The organism is Arsenicicoccus sp. UBA7492, assembly GCF_002479615.1.
Taxonomy (GTDB): Bacteria; Actinomycetota; Actinomycetes; order Actinomycetales; family Dermatophilaceae; genus Arsenicicoccus; species Arsenicicoccus bolidensis.
Genome location: NZ_DLOE01000030.1, coordinates 1 through 17,418, shown reverse-complemented (window position 1 = coordinate 17,418; position 17,418 = coordinate 1). Strand labels below are relative to the sequence as shown.

Annotated in this window: 15 protein-coding genes; 8 read left to right on the top strand and 7 right to left on the bottom strand. The window is 66.5% G+C overall.

Annotated elements, in window-relative coordinates; genetic code table 11:
* Positions 1-14: 14 nt before the first annotated feature.
* Together B4E97_RS09075 and B4E97_RS09070 are read right to left on the bottom strand one after the other, a co-directional pair.
* A complete protein-coding gene (locus tag B4E97_RS09075) occupies positions 15-617 on the bottom strand; it encodes a sugar transferase (RefSeq protein ID WP_286957797.1) in 603 nt (200 codons plus the stop codon).
* Complete coding sequence (locus B4E97_RS09070; RefSeq protein WP_286959610.1) at positions 614-1,765, bottom strand: DegT/DnrJ/EryC1/StrS family aminotransferase; 1,152 nt, start codon at positions 1,763-1,765, stop codon at positions 614-616. Before B4E97_RS09070 ends, B4E97_RS09075 begins: the two co-directional genes overlap by 4 nt.
* 92 nt (positions 1,766-1,857) lie before the next feature.
* Here B4E97_RS09070 and B4E97_RS09065 point away from each other — a divergent pair, with 92 nt between their 5' ends.
* The 7 genes from B4E97_RS09065 (at position 1,858) to B4E97_RS09035 (ending at position 8,665) form a co-directional block, all read left to right on the top strand.
* Positions 1,858-3,090 (top strand): glycosyltransferase family 4 protein, encoded by a 1,233-nt coding sequence (locus B4E97_RS09065; protein ID WP_286959609.1) that lies wholly within the window; start codon positions 1,858-1,860, stop codon positions 3,088-3,090.
* Positions 3,090-4,121: a polysaccharide biosynthesis protein gene (locus B4E97_RS09060; RefSeq protein WP_286959608.1), complete on the top strand. Its 1,032-nt coding sequence runs from the start codon at positions 3,090-3,092 to the stop codon at positions 4,119-4,121. The genes B4E97_RS09065 and B4E97_RS09060 overlap by 1 nt, the downstream gene beginning before the upstream one ends.
* Positions 4,118-5,215 carry an NAD-dependent epimerase/dehydratase family protein gene (locus B4E97_RS09055; protein WP_286959607.1) on the top strand — a complete coding sequence of 366 codons (1,098 nt, stop codon included), beginning with the start codon at positions 4,118-4,120 and terminating at the stop codon, positions 5,213-5,215. Before B4E97_RS09060 ends, B4E97_RS09055 begins: the two co-directional genes overlap by 4 nt.
* Positions 5,212-5,817 carry a GNAT family N-acetyltransferase gene (locus B4E97_RS09050; RefSeq protein ID WP_286959605.1) on the top strand — a complete coding sequence of 202 codons (606 nt, stop codon included), beginning with the start codon at positions 5,212-5,214 and terminating at the stop codon, positions 5,815-5,817. Before B4E97_RS09055 ends, B4E97_RS09050 begins: the two co-directional genes overlap by 4 nt.
* On the top strand, positions 5,814-6,944 hold the full coding sequence (gene wecB, locus B4E97_RS09045) for a non-hydrolyzing UDP-N-acetylglucosamine 2-epimerase (protein WP_286959603.1): 1,131 nt from the start codon (positions 5,814-5,816) through the stop codon (positions 6,942-6,944). Before B4E97_RS09050 ends, wecB begins: the two co-directional genes overlap by 4 nt.
* A 250-nt stretch (positions 6,945-7,194) precedes the next feature.
* Positions 7,195-7,503, top strand: a complete 309-nt coding sequence (locus tag B4E97_RS09040; RefSeq protein WP_286959602.1) for a hypothetical protein — start codon at positions 7,195-7,197, stop codon at positions 7,501-7,503.
* Between the two features lie 10 nt (positions 7,504-7,513).
* Positions 7,514-8,665 (top strand): glycosyltransferase family protein, encoded by a 1,152-nt coding sequence (locus B4E97_RS09035; protein ID WP_286959600.1) that lies wholly within the window; start codon positions 7,514-7,516, stop codon positions 8,663-8,665.
* Between the two features lie 2,506 nt (positions 8,666-11,171).
* On the opposite strand, the gene B4E97_RS09030 is transcribed toward B4E97_RS09035, so the two are convergent.
* From B4E97_RS09030 to B4E97_RS09010, 5 genes are all read right to left on the bottom strand, one after another.
* Positions 11,172-12,122, bottom strand: coding sequence for an O-antigen ligase family protein (locus tag B4E97_RS09030; RefSeq protein WP_286959599.1), 951 nt, complete (start codon positions 12,120-12,122; stop codon positions 11,172-11,174).
* A 625-nt stretch (positions 12,123-12,747) separates the two neighbouring features.
* Complete coding sequence (locus tag B4E97_RS09025) at positions 12,748-13,806, bottom strand: Gfo/Idh/MocA family protein (RefSeq protein ID WP_286959598.1); 1,059 nt, start codon at positions 13,804-13,806, stop codon at positions 12,748-12,750.
* A 1-nt stretch (position 13,807) separates the two neighbouring features.
* The gene (locus tag B4E97_RS09020) at positions 13,808-14,896 is read right to left on the bottom strand and encodes a DegT/DnrJ/EryC1/StrS family aminotransferase (RefSeq protein WP_286959597.1); all 1,089 of its coding nucleotides are present in this window, start codon (positions 14,894-14,896) and stop codon (positions 13,808-13,810) included.
* Positions 14,896-15,501 carry an acyltransferase gene (locus B4E97_RS09015; RefSeq protein ID WP_286959596.1) on the bottom strand — a complete coding sequence of 202 codons (606 nt, stop codon included), beginning with the start codon at positions 15,499-15,501 and terminating at the stop codon, positions 14,896-14,898. The genes B4E97_RS09020 and B4E97_RS09015 overlap by 1 nt, the downstream gene beginning before the upstream one ends.
* A complete protein-coding gene (locus tag B4E97_RS09010; protein WP_286959595.1) occupies positions 15,498-16,814 on the bottom strand; it encodes a nucleotide sugar dehydrogenase in 1,317 nt (438 codons plus the stop codon). The genes B4E97_RS09015 and B4E97_RS09010 overlap by 4 nt, the downstream gene beginning before the upstream one ends.
* 154 nt (positions 16,815-16,968) lie before the next feature.
* Here B4E97_RS09010 and B4E97_RS09005 point away from each other — a divergent pair.
* Positions 16,969-17,418 (top strand): UDP-N-acetyl glucosamine 2-epimerase (locus B4E97_RS09005; RefSeq protein ID WP_286959611.1); only part of this gene is annotated, 450 nt, incomplete at its 3' end.

Genomic DNA, 17,418 nt, shown 5'->3' with positions numbered 1-17,418 from the left:
TTGGGAGACACGCCCTAGTCGAGCAGAACCGCTCGCACCGTCTGGCCCACGACGCGCATGTCGCCGGAGAGGGAGCGGCCCCGGACGTAGTCGGCATACATCCGTGCCTTGCGAGGGAGGATGACGTCGACGTAGTGGCGGTAGGCATCAGGTGCTGCCGCCAGCTCGTCCGCCTCGTGCCGGTAGGCGACGCTCGCCGGATCCGTGATCCCGGGGCGCACCGAGAGGATGACGGGCGCGAGCTCGGCGGGCCACAGCGCGACGAACTCCGGCACCTCGGGCCGCGGCCCCACCAGGCTCATCTCGCCGCGCAGCACGTCATACAGCTGCGGTAGCTCGTCGAGCTTGGTGCGCCGCAGCAGCCGCCCGACGCGCGTCACGCGCACGTCGTCGCTCCCGCTCACGGCTGGGCCACCCCCGGCCGCCCGCATGGTGCGGAACTTGTGGATGCGGAAGTGCCGCCCCCCGGCGCCCACACGCTCCTGCGTGAAGAGCACCGGGCCGCCGTCCTCGCGCCGGACCGCCACCGCGACGGCGAGCGCGACGGGGGCGGTGAGCACCAGCCCCGCACCGGCGACCGCGATGTCGAGCAGCCGCTTGGCGTCGGGCACCGTCACAGGCACGAGCGCACCGCTGCGATCACGCGGTCGACCTGGTCGTCGGTCATGGACGAGAAGGCCGGGAGGCTCACGACGCGGCCGAACTGGTCCTCGGCCACCGGGAAGTCCTCCGGACGGGCGGAGCACTGCTCCCGCCAGTAGGGGTGGCGGTGCAGGGGGATGAAGTGGACGCTGCAGCCGACGCCCGCGTCCGCCATCCGACCGATGAAGGCGTCGCGAGCAGCCCCGCCTCCCGGCACCCGGACGATGTAGAGGTGCCAGGCGTGCCCGTCCGGCTCGGTGGCCCGCGCCGGCAGGCCAAGACCGGTGTCGGCCAGCGCGGCGTCGTAGCGTGCGGCGATCGCAGCGCGGGCGTCCCGCATCTGGGTCGCCCGGCTCAGCTGGACCCGCCCCATGGCGGCGGCCGGGTCGGGGAGGTTGTACTTGAATCCCGGCGCCACGACCTCGTAGTGCCAGGAGGGCTTGGTGCTGCGGTAACGGTCGAAGACGTCGCGGCTGATGCCGTGCAGCCGCATCGTCCGGATCCGGCGGGCCATCTCGGGGTCGGCGGTGACGACCATGCCCCCCTCCCCGGTGGTGATGGTCTTGGTGGCGTAGAAGCTGAAGACCACGGCGTCGCTGTCGCTCTGCCCGACGAGGTCGCCCCCGGACCTGACGGGGAAGGCGTGGGCGGCGTCCTCCACCACCTTCAGCCCGTGCTCGTCCGCGAAGTCGCGCAGGGCACGGCGGTCGACCGGGAGCCCGGCCATGTGCACGGGCAGCACCGCCTTGGTGCGACCTGTGACGGCGGCCCGGGCGCGCTCGACGTCGAGGTTCAGCGTCAGGGGGTCGACGTCGACCAGCACGGGCTGGGCCCCGAGATACCTCACCACCTCAGCGGTCGACGTGAAGGTCCAGTCGGGCACCAGCACCTCGTCGCCGGGCCCCACGGCGAGCGCCTCGAGGGCCAGGTGCAGCCCCGCGGTGGCGGAGTTGACGGCGATGGCCTCCCGCCCCCCACCGAGGAACTCCGCGAACTCCCGCTCGAAGGCCGCTGCGTTGGGCCCGGTGGTCAGCCACCCGGATCGCATCGCCTCCGCCGCGGCCTGCACCTCGGCCTCACCGATGTCGGGGAGGGCGAAGGGGATGAATGGCGCAGGTGCCACATTCACTCCTTAACGGTCAAGTCGCCACGGAAAGTCACCGATACATTACACTCTGTGCTGTCATCTCAGACGATCGGCTGGAGGAGGTATCGGTGCGGATTGGTCTGCTCACGCAGTGGTACGAACCTGAGCCCGGGCCAGCCGCCCTCCCTTCCGCGCTCGCTCGTGGCCTGGCCGGTCGCGGCCACGACGTCCAGGTCCTGACGGGATACCCCAACTACCCCACGGGGCGCGTGACGGAGGGTTACGAGGTCCGCCGTTGCGAGGACCATCTGGTGGACGGCGTCCAGGTTCGACGGGTGGCGCTCTACCCCAGCCACGACGGCTCGAGCGCCCGACGCCTGCTGAACTACGCCTCCTTCGGCGCCTCGTCCCTGGTCAACGGCCTCTCGACGCTGCGGGGGCTCGACGCCCTGTGGGTCAACTACTCCCCCGTGACCGTGGCACCCACCATGTGGGCCGCCCGCCACCTCCATGGCGTCCCGCTGGTCACGCACGTGCTGGACCTCTGGCCGGACACGGTCACCGCCTCGGGGCACGGTGGCGGCGTCATCGGGTCCGGGGTGACACGCGCCCTGGACCTGTGGTGCCGGGGCATGTATGCCGCGTCTGCTGCGGTCGCCTACATCTCGCCCGGCGTGGGTCGCATCCTGCAGACCCGCGGGGTGCCGGCCGACCGGCTGCACTACGTGCCGATGTGGGCCGACGAGACGGTGTTTCGTCCTGGTGGCCGCTCGATGCGCGCGGAGCTGGGGCTGAGCGAGGACCAGGTGGTCCTGCTCTACGCCGGGGCCATGGGCGGGGCGCAGGGCCTCGAGACCCTGATCGAGGCCTGCGCGCTGGTCCGAGACCCCCGGGTGGTCTGCGTGCTGGCCGGGTCGGGCACCCACGAGGAGCAGCTGCGTCGGCAGGCCCGCGAGGCGGACCTGCGCAACGTGAGGTTCATCGGCCGGGTCCCGCAGTCGTCGATGACGGACCTCATGGCCACGGCGGACGCGACCTACCTCAGCCTGCGCGACCACCCGCACTCCCGCGTCACCATGCCCAGCAAGTGCCAGGCATCGCTGGCCGCAGGCGTCCCGGTGATCGCGGCCGCGGCGGGGGACGTCGCCGGCGTGGTCGAGGCGTCGGGCGGCTGGGCCGTCCCCGGCGACCGCCCCGAGGCCATCGCCGACGCCCTGGACCGCCTGGCCCGGCTCACCGAGGCCGAGCGCCGCCGGCGCGCGCTCACGGCTCGCCGCTACTACACCACGGAGTTCTCCCTCGACCGAGGGGTGGACCACGTCGAACGGCTTCTTGTCGAGGCCATGAGAGGAACCACCTGATGCCCGGGATGTCCCTGTCCGCCGCCACCGTCACGATCACTGGCGGCACCGGCTCCTTCGGCAAGACCATGGCCCGACACCTGCTCAGCCAGGGCGTCGGCCAGGTCCACATCCTCAGCCGTGACGAGGCCAAGCAGGACCAGATGCGCAAGGACTTCGGCGACGACCGCCTGAAGTTCTACCTCGGCGACGTTCGCGACATCGACAGCGTCGCCTCGGCGGTCCGGGGCGCGGAGTTCGTCTTCCACGCCGCGGCCCTCAAGCAGGTCCCGTCGTGCGAGTTCTTTCCCCAGCAGGCGGTGAAGACGAACGTCGAGGGCAGCCACAACGTCATCGAGGCGTCCGCCGCGGCCGGCGTCAGCACCGTGGTGTGCCTGAGCACCGACAAGGCGGTCTACCCCGTCAACGCCATGGGGATGTCGAAGGCGTTGATGGAGAAGACGGCTCAGGCCTACGCCCGCAACAACCCCACGAGCAGGACGACCGTCGCGGTGACCCGCTACGGCAACGTCATGTACTCCCGCGGCTCAGTCATCCCCCTCTTCCTCGAGCAGCTGCGCGCAGGCAGGCCCCTCACCATCACCGACCCCGAGATGACGCGCTTCCTCATGTCGCTGGCGGACTCGGTGGACCTCGTCCTGCATGCCTTCGAGCACGCCGAGCCCGGTGACCTCTTCGTCCGCAAGGCGCCGGCGAGCACCGTCGACGTCCTGGCCCGCGCCGTGGCGTCCATCGCCGGGGACGACTCCCCCACCGTCGACGTGATCGGCACCCGCCACGGCGAGAAGCTCCACGAGACCCTCCTGTCCTGGGAGGAGGTGCTGCGCTCCTCCGACGAGGGCGACTACTTCCGCGTCCCGCTCGACGCACGCTCGCTGCAGTACGAGAAGTACGTCGAGGAGGGCGAGGCCAAGCCCACCCAGCTGGAGGCCTACAACTCCGCCAACACGACCCGCCTGGACGTCGAGGGCACCAAGGACCTGCTGCGCCAGCTCCCCGAGATCCAGGCCCTGATGGAGCGCGCGCTGTGAAGGTCCTCCTCACCGGCGCGGGCGGCTTCCTCGGGTGGCACACCCGGGTGCGCCTCGCTGCCCACACCGACCACGAGGTCGTCGCCGTGGATCGCGAGTCCTTCAGCCGTATGCCGGAGCTGGCCCGGGGCTGCGACGCGGTGCTGCACGTGGCCGGGGTCAACCGCGCTTCCGACGACGAGGTGGAACGCGGCAACGTCGCGCTGGCCGAGGCCGTCGCGGAGGCCGTCCGCAGCGCCGGCTCGATCTTGCGCGTGGTCTACGCCAACACGGTGCACGCGGGCGCCGACTCGGCATACGGCCGGGGCAAGGCGAAGGCGACCGACGCCCTCCGGGCGAGCGGCGCGGACGTCGTCGACGTGCGGCTGCCCAACCTCTTCGGCGAGCACGGGCGCCCGGGCTACAACTCCTTCGTCGCCACGTTCGCCGACGCGGTCGCGCGCGACGAGGCTCCGACCACAGTGCAGGACAAGGAGATTGGCCTCCTGCGCGCTCAGGGTGCGGCGCAGGCCATGATCGACGCCCTGGATGGCGGCGACGACCTGGTGCGCCCCGAGGCGCACCCCACCTCGGTGCGTGAGGTGCTCGACCTGCTCACGAGCTTCCGCGAGACCTACCGGACGGGCGACATCCCCGCCCTGCCGAGCGACTTCCACGTCGACCTGTTCAACACGCTGCGCGCGGCGCTCTTCCCCCAGGGCTACCCCATCGGGCTCACGCCCCACTCCGACGACCGAGGACGCCTCGTCGAGACCGTCCGCAGCCACGGGGGGCAGGGGCAGACCTTCGTGTCGACGACCCGCTGCGGGATCACCCGGGGCGACCACTACCACCTGGGCAAGATCGAGCGCTTCGTGGTGCTCGGCGGGCGTGCCCGCATCTCTCTGCGACGCGTGTTCCACGAGGACGTGATCGACTTCGTGGTCGACGGCACCGAGCCGGTCGCCATCGACATGCCGACGATGTGGGTCCACAACATCACCAACATCGGCGACACCGAGCTGCTCACGCAGTTCTGGACCCACACCCTCTTCGACCCCGCCGCTGCGGACACCTTCTGGGAGCCGGTCCGACAGGACGTGACGTGCTCATGACGGTCACGATCGCCCCGCTCCACCCTGCCGACGTGCCGCAGCTCGTCGCGCTGCACCGGCGGGCCTTCCCCTCCTTCTTCCTCAGCGAGCTGGGGCCGGCCTTCCTCAAGGAGTTCTACCGCGGGTTCCTCACCGACCCGACCAGCGTGACCGCCGTCGCGCGAGACGACCGCGGGGACGTCGTCGGCGGGGTGGTGGGCACAACCGCACCCGCGGGCTTCTTCGCTCGCCTGCTGCGTCGACGGCTCGTCGGGTTCGCGCTCGCCAGCGCGGGTGCCGCCGTGGCCGACCCCCGGAGGATCCCCCGCCTGGTCCGGGGCATCGGCTACCGCGGCGGTGCCGGTGGAGCTGTCGCGGGCGCCCTCCTGTCCTCCATCTGCGTGGACCCCGCGCAGCAGGGCCAGGGCCTCGGGCAGCGCCTGGTCTCGGCGTGGTGCGAGACCGCTCGGTCGCGCGGAGCCCGCCGCGCCTTCCTCACGACCGATGCCGTGGACAACGACGCCACCAACGCCTTCTACGCCCGCGCCGGGTGGGGGCTGGCAGAGGGCTTCACCACCCCCGAGGGGCGAGCCATGAACCGTTACGAGAAGGAGCTGTCATGAGTCGCACGCTCAAGGTGCTCACCGTCGTGGGCACCCGCCCCGAGCTGATCCGGCTGTCCCGGGTGCTGGCCAGGCTCGACGAGACCGTCGACCACGTCCTGGCGCACACGGGTCAGAACTACGACTACACCCTCAACCAGGTGTTCTTCGACGACCTCGGCATCCGCCAGCCCGACCACATGCTGGGCGTCGACACGTCGTCGCTCGGACGGGTGCTCGGGGAGACCCTGATCAAGACCGAAGAGGTCCTGCAGGCCGAGCAGCCGGACGCCCTCCTCGTCCTCGGTGACACCAACTCGTGCATCGCCGCAGTGATGGCCAAGCGGCTGCGAATCCCCGTCTATCACATGGAAGCCGGCAACCGCTGCTACGACGACAACGTGCCGGAGGAGACCAACCGACGGCTGGTCGACCACGTCGCGGACTTCAACCTCGTCTACACCGAGCACGCCCGCCGCAACCTGCTCGCGGAGAACCTCCACCCTCGCCGCATCCTGCTCACCGGTTCGCCCATGCGCGAGGTCATAGACCACTACCGGCCTCAGATCGAGGCGTCCGACGTGCTGGACCGCCTCTCGCTCGAGCACCGTGGCTACTTCCTCGTGTCAGCTCACCGGGAGGAGAACGTCGACTCGCCGGCGCGTCTGCAGCAGCTGCTGGGCTGCCTGACCAGAGTCCGGGAGACCTTCGACCTGCCGGTCTTCGTGAGCACCCATCCCCGGACCCGCAAGCGACTGGAAGCGCTCCCCGACTGGGCTGCCCCGGAGGGCATCACCTTCAGCGAGCCGCTCGGCTTTCACGACTACAACAAGCTGCAGCTGGGCGCGGCGTGCGTGCTGTCGGACTCAGGGACCATCGCAGAGGAGTCCACGATGCTCGGCTTCCCCGCCGTCACCCTGCGGGACTCGATCGAGCGCCCCGAGGCGCTCGACACCGCTGGCATCATGATGACCGGTCTCGACCCGGACGACGTCGAGGCCGCGGTGAAAGACGTCATGGAGCGGCCGAACACGAGGGGCAGCCGGCTTCCGCAGGACTACGAAGTCAGGGACACCTCAGACCGTGCCGTCCGATTCATCATGTCCACGGCCCGGCGCCACCACTCCTGGGCAGGGCTGCGAGGCTGACATGGCCATCTCTCGGTCCAGCAGGCTCTACTCGTCACTGCGCACGGCCCGGAATCAGGCCATCCGGGCCGTCAAAGGGTTGAGGCACGTCCACCCCACCACCTACGTCCATCCCTCGTGCCACGTGTCGCGAGATCTGGTCACCGAGGAATACGTCTTCATGGGGAACGAGTGCTGGGTAGGACCACGCACCCGCATAGGTCGCTACACGCTTCCGGCGCCCCGGGTGGCCATCGTGGGGGACGACCACGTGATCGACTCCCCCGGGATCCCCATGCACTTCTCTGGACGACCGGAGCAGCAGGAGACCACCGTCGGTCGCGACGTCTGGATCGGGTACGGCGCCATCCTCCGCCGCGGCATCACCGTCTGTGACGGGGCGGTAGTGGCCGTGGTCACCCGCGACGTCCCGCCGATGGAGGTGTGGGGCGGCACCCCGGCTCGTCGAATGCGTGGCCGCTTCAGCACCCCAGACGCGGCCCTTGCACACATCCAGATGCTGGCTGGCCCCCTCGCGCGTCCTGATTTCGCTGCGCCGCAGCTAGAGCGAAGACTCTGAAGGGAGTCAAATGAAGATCATCATCTTAACCTCCGCACATCCGACCGACGATGTACGCGTGATGACTAAGGTGGCCAGAGGACTCGCCGACCTCGGCCACCAGGTCGTGTGGTGTGGACCGGATCACTACTTCTTCGACGACTCGCACGACCCCCGCATCTCATGGATTCTGACCAAACGAGGCCAAGGCTGGAAGGGGCGTTTGCTCGCCCTCGCAAGAAGCGCGCGAGCAGCCTACCGTATCGACGATGCAGACTGGATCTACTCCCCAGACCCGGACGCAGCTATAGTTGCCCTCGCGATCGCCCGCATAACACGGACCCACACCCTATTCGACATACATGAGGATTTTCACAACGGCCTGCTGCGGCGCCGCATAAAGAGACCCCGCTTAGCTGCAATTATGGGTGTAGCCGTCAGGGCGGTTATCACCTGGACTGCCCGCACGTCTGATGTCACAGTGGGCGTTAGTCGAACAATTGTGAACATGTATTGCCCTCCGGGAGGTGGCAGCTTCGCCGTCCTCAACACTGCGCCCCGGTCCTTTGCCGAGAGGCAGCACCAGCCGAATCCCACAGCGGCGCAGGCACGTGTCATGCACGGAAAAGCCGTGTCAACAAACGGAACCCACGTCGTCCTAGAAGCATTACGCCAACTCCCCGACGACCAAGGGCCACGAGTGGTGTTCATCACACGGCCATCACCGACGGACCAACCTTTCGACTATGAACTCGAGCAGAGTCTACGAAGCCCATATCTGGCCAGTCACGTGAAACTGATGGCTGGCTTGCCGCACGACAGGATGCCCGAGGTGCTCGGATCCTGCTCGGCTGGTCTCATATCTTATGGTCGCGTACTGGGAGAGGCGAGCCTGCCGAACCGGTTGTTCGAATACATGGCCTCGGGTATCGCCGTAATCGCGCCGAGCTATTCACCCGAAATCGTTCAAATCATTGAAAGCTACAGATGTGGCCTAACCGCAGACTTCGAAAACCCTCACGACGTTGCCGCCAAACTTATGCAGATCGCAACCCATCCCGACGAAACTGCCGCCATGGGAAGCCGCGGAAGGCAGGCGTTCATAGACCACTATTCCTGGGAGTCACAGCTTGACGCCCTCGAACAGCACCTGCTTGCTTTCAGCGAGAGGAGAGGCTCGTGAGCTCCAGTGACGCCACCCCAACAACCGAACCAGCTGACGGTTGCCCTCTACCGCTAGCGCAGCATAGAGGGTATGCGCGGCGGGCTCTGGCTATCGGACCCGCCAACTATGCAGGCCAGGCCACCGCCTGGGCTGCCGCAGTTAGGCGCGAACTCCAGGTGCCCTCCTGGTCATTCTCAAGGACCTCAAATTTTTCCTTTCCAGTAGATCGCCGCCTTTCACCAATGGCCGGATCTAAAAACAGGCGGCAACCGATCACCGATCCCGCCATTCAGTCCGCTGTTCAAGCCGCTTCCCATGTATGCCTGGATGGCTTTCTTCCCCTCACCGGAGGGCGATGGTCCGGAGACTTCCAACGCGACATCGACGAACTCCAACAGTGCGGAAAATGGCTAGCCCTAGCTTGTCATGGATCGGACGTGCGTAATCCCGTAAGGCACCTCTCACGAGTACCCCACTCATGGTGGAGAACGGGGGGCATGAAATACCTCGCTCAAACAATGAGACTGACCGCCACAAATTTGCGCATCATTCGGAAGAACAACCTTCCGGTATTTGTATCGACTCCGGACCTTCTCCATGATGTGCCTGATGCAACATGGCTTCCATTGACGGTCAACGTCAGCGCTTTCCAAAATGCCGAGCCCATCTTTTCCGGTAATCGCCTTCCTCGTGTTCTGCACCTTCCCACGCGGCGCAAGCCGGCAATCAAGGGGACTGAGGTAATCAGCCCGGTCCTGAGGCAACTTCATTGTGAGGGATTGATCGAGGCGGTAGAGCCCGCGCAAATGCCTCATGAGGACTTTATCGAGACTCTAAAGGGCGTGGACATCGTCATCGATCAGATCCGATGCGATTCATACGGAGCGACATCGGTTGAGGCCATGGCCGCTGGACGGCTCACCCTATCCTCGGTTCTCGGAACCAGGGATCTCATAGGGTTAGACGTTCCCATCATTGACGCCACTCCCACAACTGTCGAACCGATCCTCAGGCGTGTCCTTCGAGCCCCAGAGCGATTCCGTGACGTCGCCGAAAGCGGCCCCTCTTACGCACGACGAGTGCACGATGGTCGGGCCGCCGCGCTCGTACTCAGGCAATTCATGACTAACGTCGAACAAGAGAATATAGGGTCGATCCTTTAGCAGCACGCCCTCGCACGGCCCAGAGCGACGCCGCTAAGAGTGCGCCACCCGCTGCGACGCCCACAGCGGCCTCATACTCCGAGGGCGTCAGACCCCTTGCGACGGGAGCAGCCAGAATGACCGCACAGGCCCCTGCCGCGTACAAGGTAGTTGCAGCGATCCTTCGTGCCAAAATTACGGTCGAAGCAATCGCTGTCAGAGACATGGACACCATGTACCCATAGGAAATCAAAGTCAATTGACTACCCGGCATCCACAGAGCCATAACCCAAAGAACGATTCCAATGGCTGTGCCGCCGATGCTTGCCACGGTGGACTGGCGCACCCCTGAACGCGAGCTGGCCGTTAGCATAGCCACCTCCGGAGCGGCCACGGCGGTGGCCACGATACCCGCCGCCATCGGTGCCACCAGTTCCGCGGCCGCCGTGAACGGTTTACCCCAAACTGCGCTCAAAAAGTCTGGGGCGAAGTATGTAGCAAGAAATACGGGGGGCAAGAGGACCGATGCAAGCCCTAGGGCCGCCCGTCTAGCGAGAGCGAGCCCAGCGGCGATATCTTGTGCTCCCACGGATCGGGCCAAACGGGGATAGAGGACTGACGTTACGGCTCCGGCGATAAAGGACAACGGCGTACTGACGGCTAGCGCCGCGGAAGCAAGACCCGCGGCTAGGGAATCGCCGTCGAGTCGGGCTGCAAGGATGGTTAGGTGAAAGACACCAGCACTCGCTAGCCCTGCCACGGTGCTCAAGAATACAAATTCTACGATTTCGCGAGGAAGAGCTCGGACCCGCCGCTTTGGCCGATTAAAATGTGCAGCGTACGCGTTCAAGGCGAGGGCCTGAGGAATAAGCAGCAATCCCCCCTCCGCGCCCAGCCATGCCATTATGCCTGCCCCCGTCAAGCCAAAAACACCCATCAATACCTCCCAGCGGGCCCCAGCCTCGTTCCGCCCCTCGAGGAAGCAAACGCTTCTGCCCATGGCATAGCCGCAGGCCCCCAAAGTCAGGCACAGGCCGACGAGCGCGTCGCTCACCCCAAGGGGGACTCCGAGCCATAGGCCCACTACAACGCTCAGAATGGCCCCTGATAAGAAGGACCACGAGGAGAGGGTCTGGGCCATGGCCCGAGCGGAATCGATCTCTCCGCGGCCCTCCATGTGAGCAACAAACTTGGTCTGAGCAGCGGCTATCGCCGTCGGGCCCAAGAGCGCCGCCCCGAAGGCCGCCGCTGAAATGGTACTCACGTGACCGAGGGACTCGACGCCGGCCACACGCCCAATTAGAACATTCGTAGACAGCCTCGATAGCCCCTGCGCGGCGATTCCCGTTACACTCCATAGCACGAGTCGTCGCGCAGTGTGACTAGCTTTCATCCACGCCGCCCGCAATGGCGTCCGCGGCGAGTGCCGTTGCCCCTAGGGCGAGCCACCAAGCAGCCTCACCCACAACCGAACTGGCCACGAATGCGCCGAGCGTCAGGGAAGAAGCGGCACCAAGCCCTGCGGCCGTGAACATTCTATTCCTCTTAGCTCCCTTGAGACATGCCTTCGCGCCTCCTAGCATGATGTACACGAGCACAACGGCTGGAATCAGACCGTACGCAACTCCCATCTCCAGGATTGAGTTATGTACGTCCGACACCCCCGCCAGCCCCAGGGACGTATGAAGGGTCATTTCCTCGATGCGTCCTGGCCCAATTCCGACGCCGAGGGAGTCAATCAGGACCCCAAGCGCCTGCAGGACCAACTCAATTCGAAGGAGGTTGCTCTGGCCGCTGCCGCTAAGGACCTTCTGCGAATACTCGGACGACATTCCTCCCATTACAAGCCATAGAACAGCAGGAATTGTCCCAAAGAGGATCAACTTTGGTATCATTCGGGAAATTCTCCCGGCCGAGGTGACCACGGCTATAACTACTAGACAGAGTGCGAGTGTAAACCAGGCCGTTCTGCTGTATGTCATGACGTTCGCTAACAGCAACGTGCCGACGATCGCCGCAACCGGGACGCGGGCCAAGGGATGGCGAGCACCTACGCCGACGAGCGCCCCTATCATTAGGGATATATGCGCGGCAAAGTTGTTAGGGTTGTTAAAGGTGGCCCCCAGGGCATTGCCAAATACCCAGGCTCTATCGGCTCGTTGCGGCAAATGGATTCCGGTCACATACTCGAAAAGTGCGATGACCCCCACCACTCCCGCCGCAATTGCAAGACCATAAATCAGCCAGCGGAGCCGGTGGGTCTGGTCTCGTATCAGAACTATGAGGCCAAACCCCCCGAGCGCCCCCATGGCGTGTGCTAGGGCCCTCGTCATGCTGTCGGGGCTCGAGAAGGGAGCCCAGGCCAAAGCCTGCACAGCCACCAACAAGCAGAGCACGACCCCCAGCCGTGAAAAGTTTCCAAGGTGAGACCAGGTGCGGGGGAGGGTCACAAGACCAAGCGAGGCGAGAATGAGCGTCAGGACGCGGTAAGCGTGCCACTGCCCTTCTGCGCCCGGCCGAGGCGATATCCAAATTGTCAAGTAGGCCAGAGTGGGGAGCACAAGGGCAGCGGCAAGAGCCAGATGTTGCGCAAGCGGGACAGTGTGGCCCGCCCGAGTGCCGTGTCCTCGCCTTTGCGTTGGAAGCCGGGATCTCGCGGTCGATCGCGCATTCGCCACCATCCCCTTCTCCGTCCATGCGTTGGGGCCATGCCCGCTGGGAGCTGGGAGCCGCGACCCGCCTCTGCGGATTATGGATTGGCGCACATTGACACCTTGGGATCTGCACCCACACATGAATGCAAACTGGTCTCTGGGGTCCGCATTCCGGGCTGGAGAAAGAGGCCACTACGTGGTCCCGCCCCTTCAAACATTCGCGTCTCGGATGCGGGTTCGATGAGACTAGCCTGCGCCCACCCCGCCATGTCGATGCGTCCATGGGCCCTGTTGCGCGGACGCATTACGCGCTCGCCGTCTGGGTAGTTGCGGTCGTACCGACCTGGGCTCCGGAGATCATCGCCTCCGCCACACGCACGGTGGCGAGACCCTGGCGCATCGTGACGACGTCCGCCTCCTTGCCCATGACGGCATCGCGGAAGTTCTCGTGCTCGGTGCGTAGGGGCTCTGGCTTGGAGATCGCGTAGCGGATCATGTCGCCCTCGCTCACACCGCGGAAGCGAGCGACCTCGTCCCACGTCGTGGCAGTCGTGCCGTTGGCGTGGAAGGTCAGGTCGGCCGTGAGTGTGTCGCAGATGAACGCGCCCTTCTCGCCGGTGATCACGGTCGTCCGCTCCTTGAGCGGGGACAACCAGTTGACGAGGTGGCTCGTCACGGTGCCGTCAGCCAGGGTGCCGACCGCGGCCACCAGATCCTCGTACTCGCGCCCGGAGCGGAAGGCCGTACGCGCAGAGATGCTGACGAACTCCTGCTGCGTGACCCAGACCGTGAGATCGATGTCGTGCGTGGCGAGGTCCTTGACCACCCCCACGTCAGCGATGCGGCCCGGGAAAGGGCCCTGGCGTCGGGTTGCGACCTGGAAGACTCGACCGAGCTCCCCCGCCTCGATGCGGCGGCGAGCTTCCTGCAGTGCGGGGTTGTAGCGCTCGATGTGCCCGACGGCGCCGATCAGGCCCTTCTCCTCGAACGCCCGCGCCAGACGCTCCGCGGATGTCACGTCGTGGGCGAGCGGCTTCTCGATGAGCGCGTGGACGCCGGCCTCAGCAAGCTGGAGACCCACGGGCTCGTGCAGGACGGTGGGCACGGCGACGACGCAGTAGTCGAGGTCGTACTCGAGGAGCTCGTCCAGGGAGGAGACCAGGTAGCGCCCACCCGCGACACCGTGCGGGTCGCCGGACTCGTCGGCGACGGCCACCAGGTCGACGCCGTCGAGCGAGCCCAGGACGCGGGCGTGGTGCCGACCCATCATGCCGAGTCCGATGAGGCCCGCGCGGAGCCGGTCCTCACGGTTGCCCGGCCGACGACGCTCTGCGGTCTCAACCCGAGGCTTCTTGTCGGTCATGTCAGGCACCTGCCTTTGCGAGAGTGTTGACCGCGGTGACGATGCGCTCTAGCCCGGCCCGGTCGACACTCGGGTGCACCGGGAGGGACAGGCACACGGCCGCTGCCTTGGCCGTCTCGGGCAGGTCGACGTCCACCTGGAAGGGCTTCAGCTCATGGTTGGGAACGGGGTAGAACATCCCGGATCCGATGTGGTGCTCGTCCTTCAGCGCCTTCGCAAAGTGGTCCCGTCCTTCCGGCACGCGGATCGTGTATTGGTGGTACACGTGGACGGCGCCTTCGCGCACCGGCGGAGGCGTGACACCCTCCAGGTGTTCGGACATAAAGGCGGCGTTCTCCTGACGCGTCTGGGTCCAATCGTCGACCTTGGTGAGTTGCACGCGCCCGATCGCGGCGTGGATGTCCGTCATCCGGCAGTTAAAGCCGACAACCTCGTTGTGGTACTGCTTCTCCATGCCTTGGTTGCGGTAGAGCCGCGCCAGGCGCACGATCTCGTCGCTGGCGCAGGAGATCATGCCGCCCTCGCCGGAGGTCATGTTCTTCGTGGGGTACAGGCTGAACATCCCGAAGTCACCGAACGCTCCGACCGGGGTCCCGTGCAACGACGCGCCGTGGGCCTGAGCAGCATCCTCGAAGACTCTCAGGCCGTGCCGCTTTGCCACCTCGAGCAGGCGGTCCATCGAGGCTGGGTGGCCGTAGAGGTGGACCGGCATGATCGCGACGGTGCGGTCGGTGATGGATGCCTCCACCGACTCGGGGTCCAGGCAGAAGGTGTCCGGCTCGATGTCGGCGAAGACAGGGGTGGCCCCGGTCAGGGCGACCGAGTTGGCTGTCGCGGCGAAGGTAAAGGACGGCACGATGACCTCGTCGCCGGGCTTCACTCCCGCGGACAGGAGTCCGAGGTGTAGGCCGGAGGTCCCGGAGTTGACCGCGACGCACTCGCGGTCGAGGTGGAAGTGCGCCGAGAACTCCTCCTCGAACGCCTTGACCTCGGGCCCCTGCGCCACCATCCCGGAGCGCATCACGCGCGTGACGGCCTCGATCTCCTCCTCACCGATGAGCGGCTTGGCAGGGGGGATGAAGTCGGACATCAGCTGGCCTCCGTGAGGGTGTCGTCGTGCTCGAGGTATTGCTCTCCGGTGCGCGGGCACGTCCACTCGTGGTCACCCGTCTGCTCCAGGGACTCGCCGGCCCTCCCGACCCAGCGGATGCGGCGGGCGGGGACGCCGGCGACCAGCGCGAAGTCGGGGACGTCCTTGGTGACGACGGACCCCGCAGCGACCATCGCCCAGCGCCCGATCGTCACGGGTGCCACGCACACCGCGCGGGCGCCGATGGAGGAACCCTCCCGGCAGGTGACGCCCACGGCCTCCCAGTCGTCGCCCCGCTTGAGGTCGCCGTCCGGAGTCACCGATCGGGGGTAGTGGTCGTTGGTGAACACCGCCGCGGGTCCGACGAAGACTCCGTCCTCCAGCACCGCAGGCTCGTACACCAGGGCGTAGTTCTGCAGCTTGCAGTGGCGGCCCATTCGCACGCCCGTCCCGACATACGCTCCGCGACCGACGATGCACCCCTCCCCGAGGACGGCCTCCTCCCGCACCTGGGCCAGGTGCCAGACGCTGGAACCGGCGCCGATGACCGCAGAGTCGGCCACATCGGCGGAGTCGACGATCCTGACACCCTCCCTCGAGGTCACCGGGCCACCTCCTGCTCCGGACGACCGATGGAGATGACGCGCACGCCTTCGAACCTTGTCGGGTCGAGGACGTTCCGACCGTCGATGACCACCCGGGCACCGGGCAGGTCAGCCAGCTCGAGGTCGCGATACTCCGCGTGGTCGGCCTGCAGGACGGCGGCGTCGACCGACCGGCCCAGCTCGTACGGCTCCCATCCGAATCCACGGATCTCCTCGGCGGAGTACATCGGGTCGTGGACGACCACCCCAGCGCCTGCCTCGCGCAACGCGGCGACGGTGTCGAACACGCCGGAGAACGCGGTCTCCTTGACCCCGCCCCGATATGACGCGCCGAGCACGGCGACCTTAGCGCCGGCGAGAGAGCCACCCATGGCACCCACCGCGAGGCCGACTGCGTAAGCCGGCATCGCCTTGTTCGCCTCACGCGCTGCTCGCACGACGGTGGCGTCCGGGTCGTTCCACAGGTACAGCCGCGGGTAGACCGGGATGCAATGCCCACCGACCGCGATCCCAGGGCGATGGATGTGGCTGTAGGGCTGGGAGTTGCAGGCCTCGATGACCTGGAAGACGTCGATCCCGTGGGACGCAGCGAAACGCCCGAACTGGTTAGCCAGACCGATGTTCACGTCGCGGTAGGTCGTCTCCGCCAGCTTGGCCATCTCGGCAGCCTCGGCCGACCCCAGGTCCCAGACGCCGTTAGGGCGCTGCAGGTCGGGGCGCGCGTCGAACTGCAGCGCCTTCTCGTAGAACGCGGTGGCGCGCCGCGCGCCCTCCGAGGACAGACCTCCCACCAGCTTGGGGTACTTGCGCAGATCGGCGAAGACTCGACCGGTGAGAACCCGCTCGGGAGAGAAGACCAGGTGGAAGTCCTCGCCCTCGGTCAGTCCCGATCCCGCCTCGAGGCGCGGGGCCCATCGGTTCCGGGTGGTGCCCACGGGCAGCGTCGTCTCGTAGATGACCGTCGTGCCGCGGGCGGCCCGAAGGCCGCGTGCAATGTCATCCGTAGCCGAGTCCATCCAGCCGAGGTCGGGCCGGGCCTCGTCGTCGACGAAGAGCGGGACCACCACGACGACGTACTCCGACTCGGACACCGCAGCCGCGGTGTCCGTGGTGGCCTCAAGTCGACCGGCGGCAACCACCTCGTTCAAGTAGGTGGCCAGGTGATCTTCGCCCGGGAACGGCTCGACACCTGAGCTCACCTGAGCAACCGTCGCCTGGTTCACGTCAGCGCCCAGCACCTTGAACCCGGATCGCGCGAACTGGACAGCAAGGGGCAAGCCGATCTTGCCAAGACCAACGACAGTGACGTTCACAGCGCTCCAGCTCTCTTCGGCTCGCGCGTGCGCACGGCCCACCCGGATAGACGTCCCATACGTTACAGCAAGTAGTCGAATGTGACATATGGTGACTGTCAGCCGGAACCCGCTCGTCTCGCTGAGAGGCGACGACATTCAGGAGGACAGCTACATGAGGGTCGTCAGTGTGGTCGGAGCACGGCCTCAGTTCGTAAAGCTGGCGCCGGTGGACCACGCCATGAATCATGCGCCGGACGTCGAGCACGTGATCATCCACACCGGCCAGCACTATGACCGCGCCCTCTCGGACGTCTTCTTTGCCGAGCTGGGCATCCGTGCCCCCGACATTCACCTAGGGGTGGGGTCCGGGTCGCACGGCGCCCAGACCGGGGCGATGCTCGCCAAGCTGGACGAGCAGTTGCACCGGCTGAGCCCCGATTGGACGCTGGTCTACGGGGACACCAACTCCACGGTCGCCGCGGCTTTGGCTGCAGTGAAACTCCAGCTACCGATCGCCCACCTCGAGGCAGGCCTTCGATCCTTCAACCGCAAGATGCCTGAAGAGCACAACAGAGTGCTGACCGACCATGCGGCGGATCTGCTCCTAGGGCGTGTCTCCCAA

Excerpts from the sequence above, each read along its gene's own strand:
- B4E97_RS09060 (WP_286959608.1), top strand. The coding sequence starts at position 3,090 with ATGCCCGGGATGTCCCTGTCCGCCGCCACCGTCACGATCACTGGCGGC.
- B4E97_RS09050 (WP_286959605.1), top strand. The coding sequence starts at position 5,212 with ATGACGGTCACGATCGCCCCGCTCCACCCTGCCGACGTGCCGCAGCTC.
- wecB (WP_286959603.1), top strand. The coding sequence starts at position 5,814 with ATGAGTCGCACGCTCAAGGTGCTCACCGTCGTGGGCACCCGCCCCGAG.
- B4E97_RS09035 (WP_286959600.1), top strand. The coding sequence starts at position 7,514 with ATGAAGATCATCATCTTAACCTCCGCACATCCGACCGACGATGTACGC.
- B4E97_RS09030 (WP_286959599.1), bottom strand. The coding sequence starts at position 12,122 with ATGACGAGGGCCCTAGCACACGCCATGGGGGCGCTCGGGGGGTTTGGC.
- B4E97_RS09025 (WP_286959598.1), bottom strand. The coding sequence starts at position 13,806 with ATGACCGACAAGAAGCCTCGGGTTGAGACCGCAGAGCGTCGTCGGCCG.
- B4E97_RS09020 (WP_286959597.1), bottom strand. The coding sequence starts at position 14,896 with ATGTCCGACTTCATCCCCCCTGCCAAGCCGCTCATCGGTGAGGAGGAG.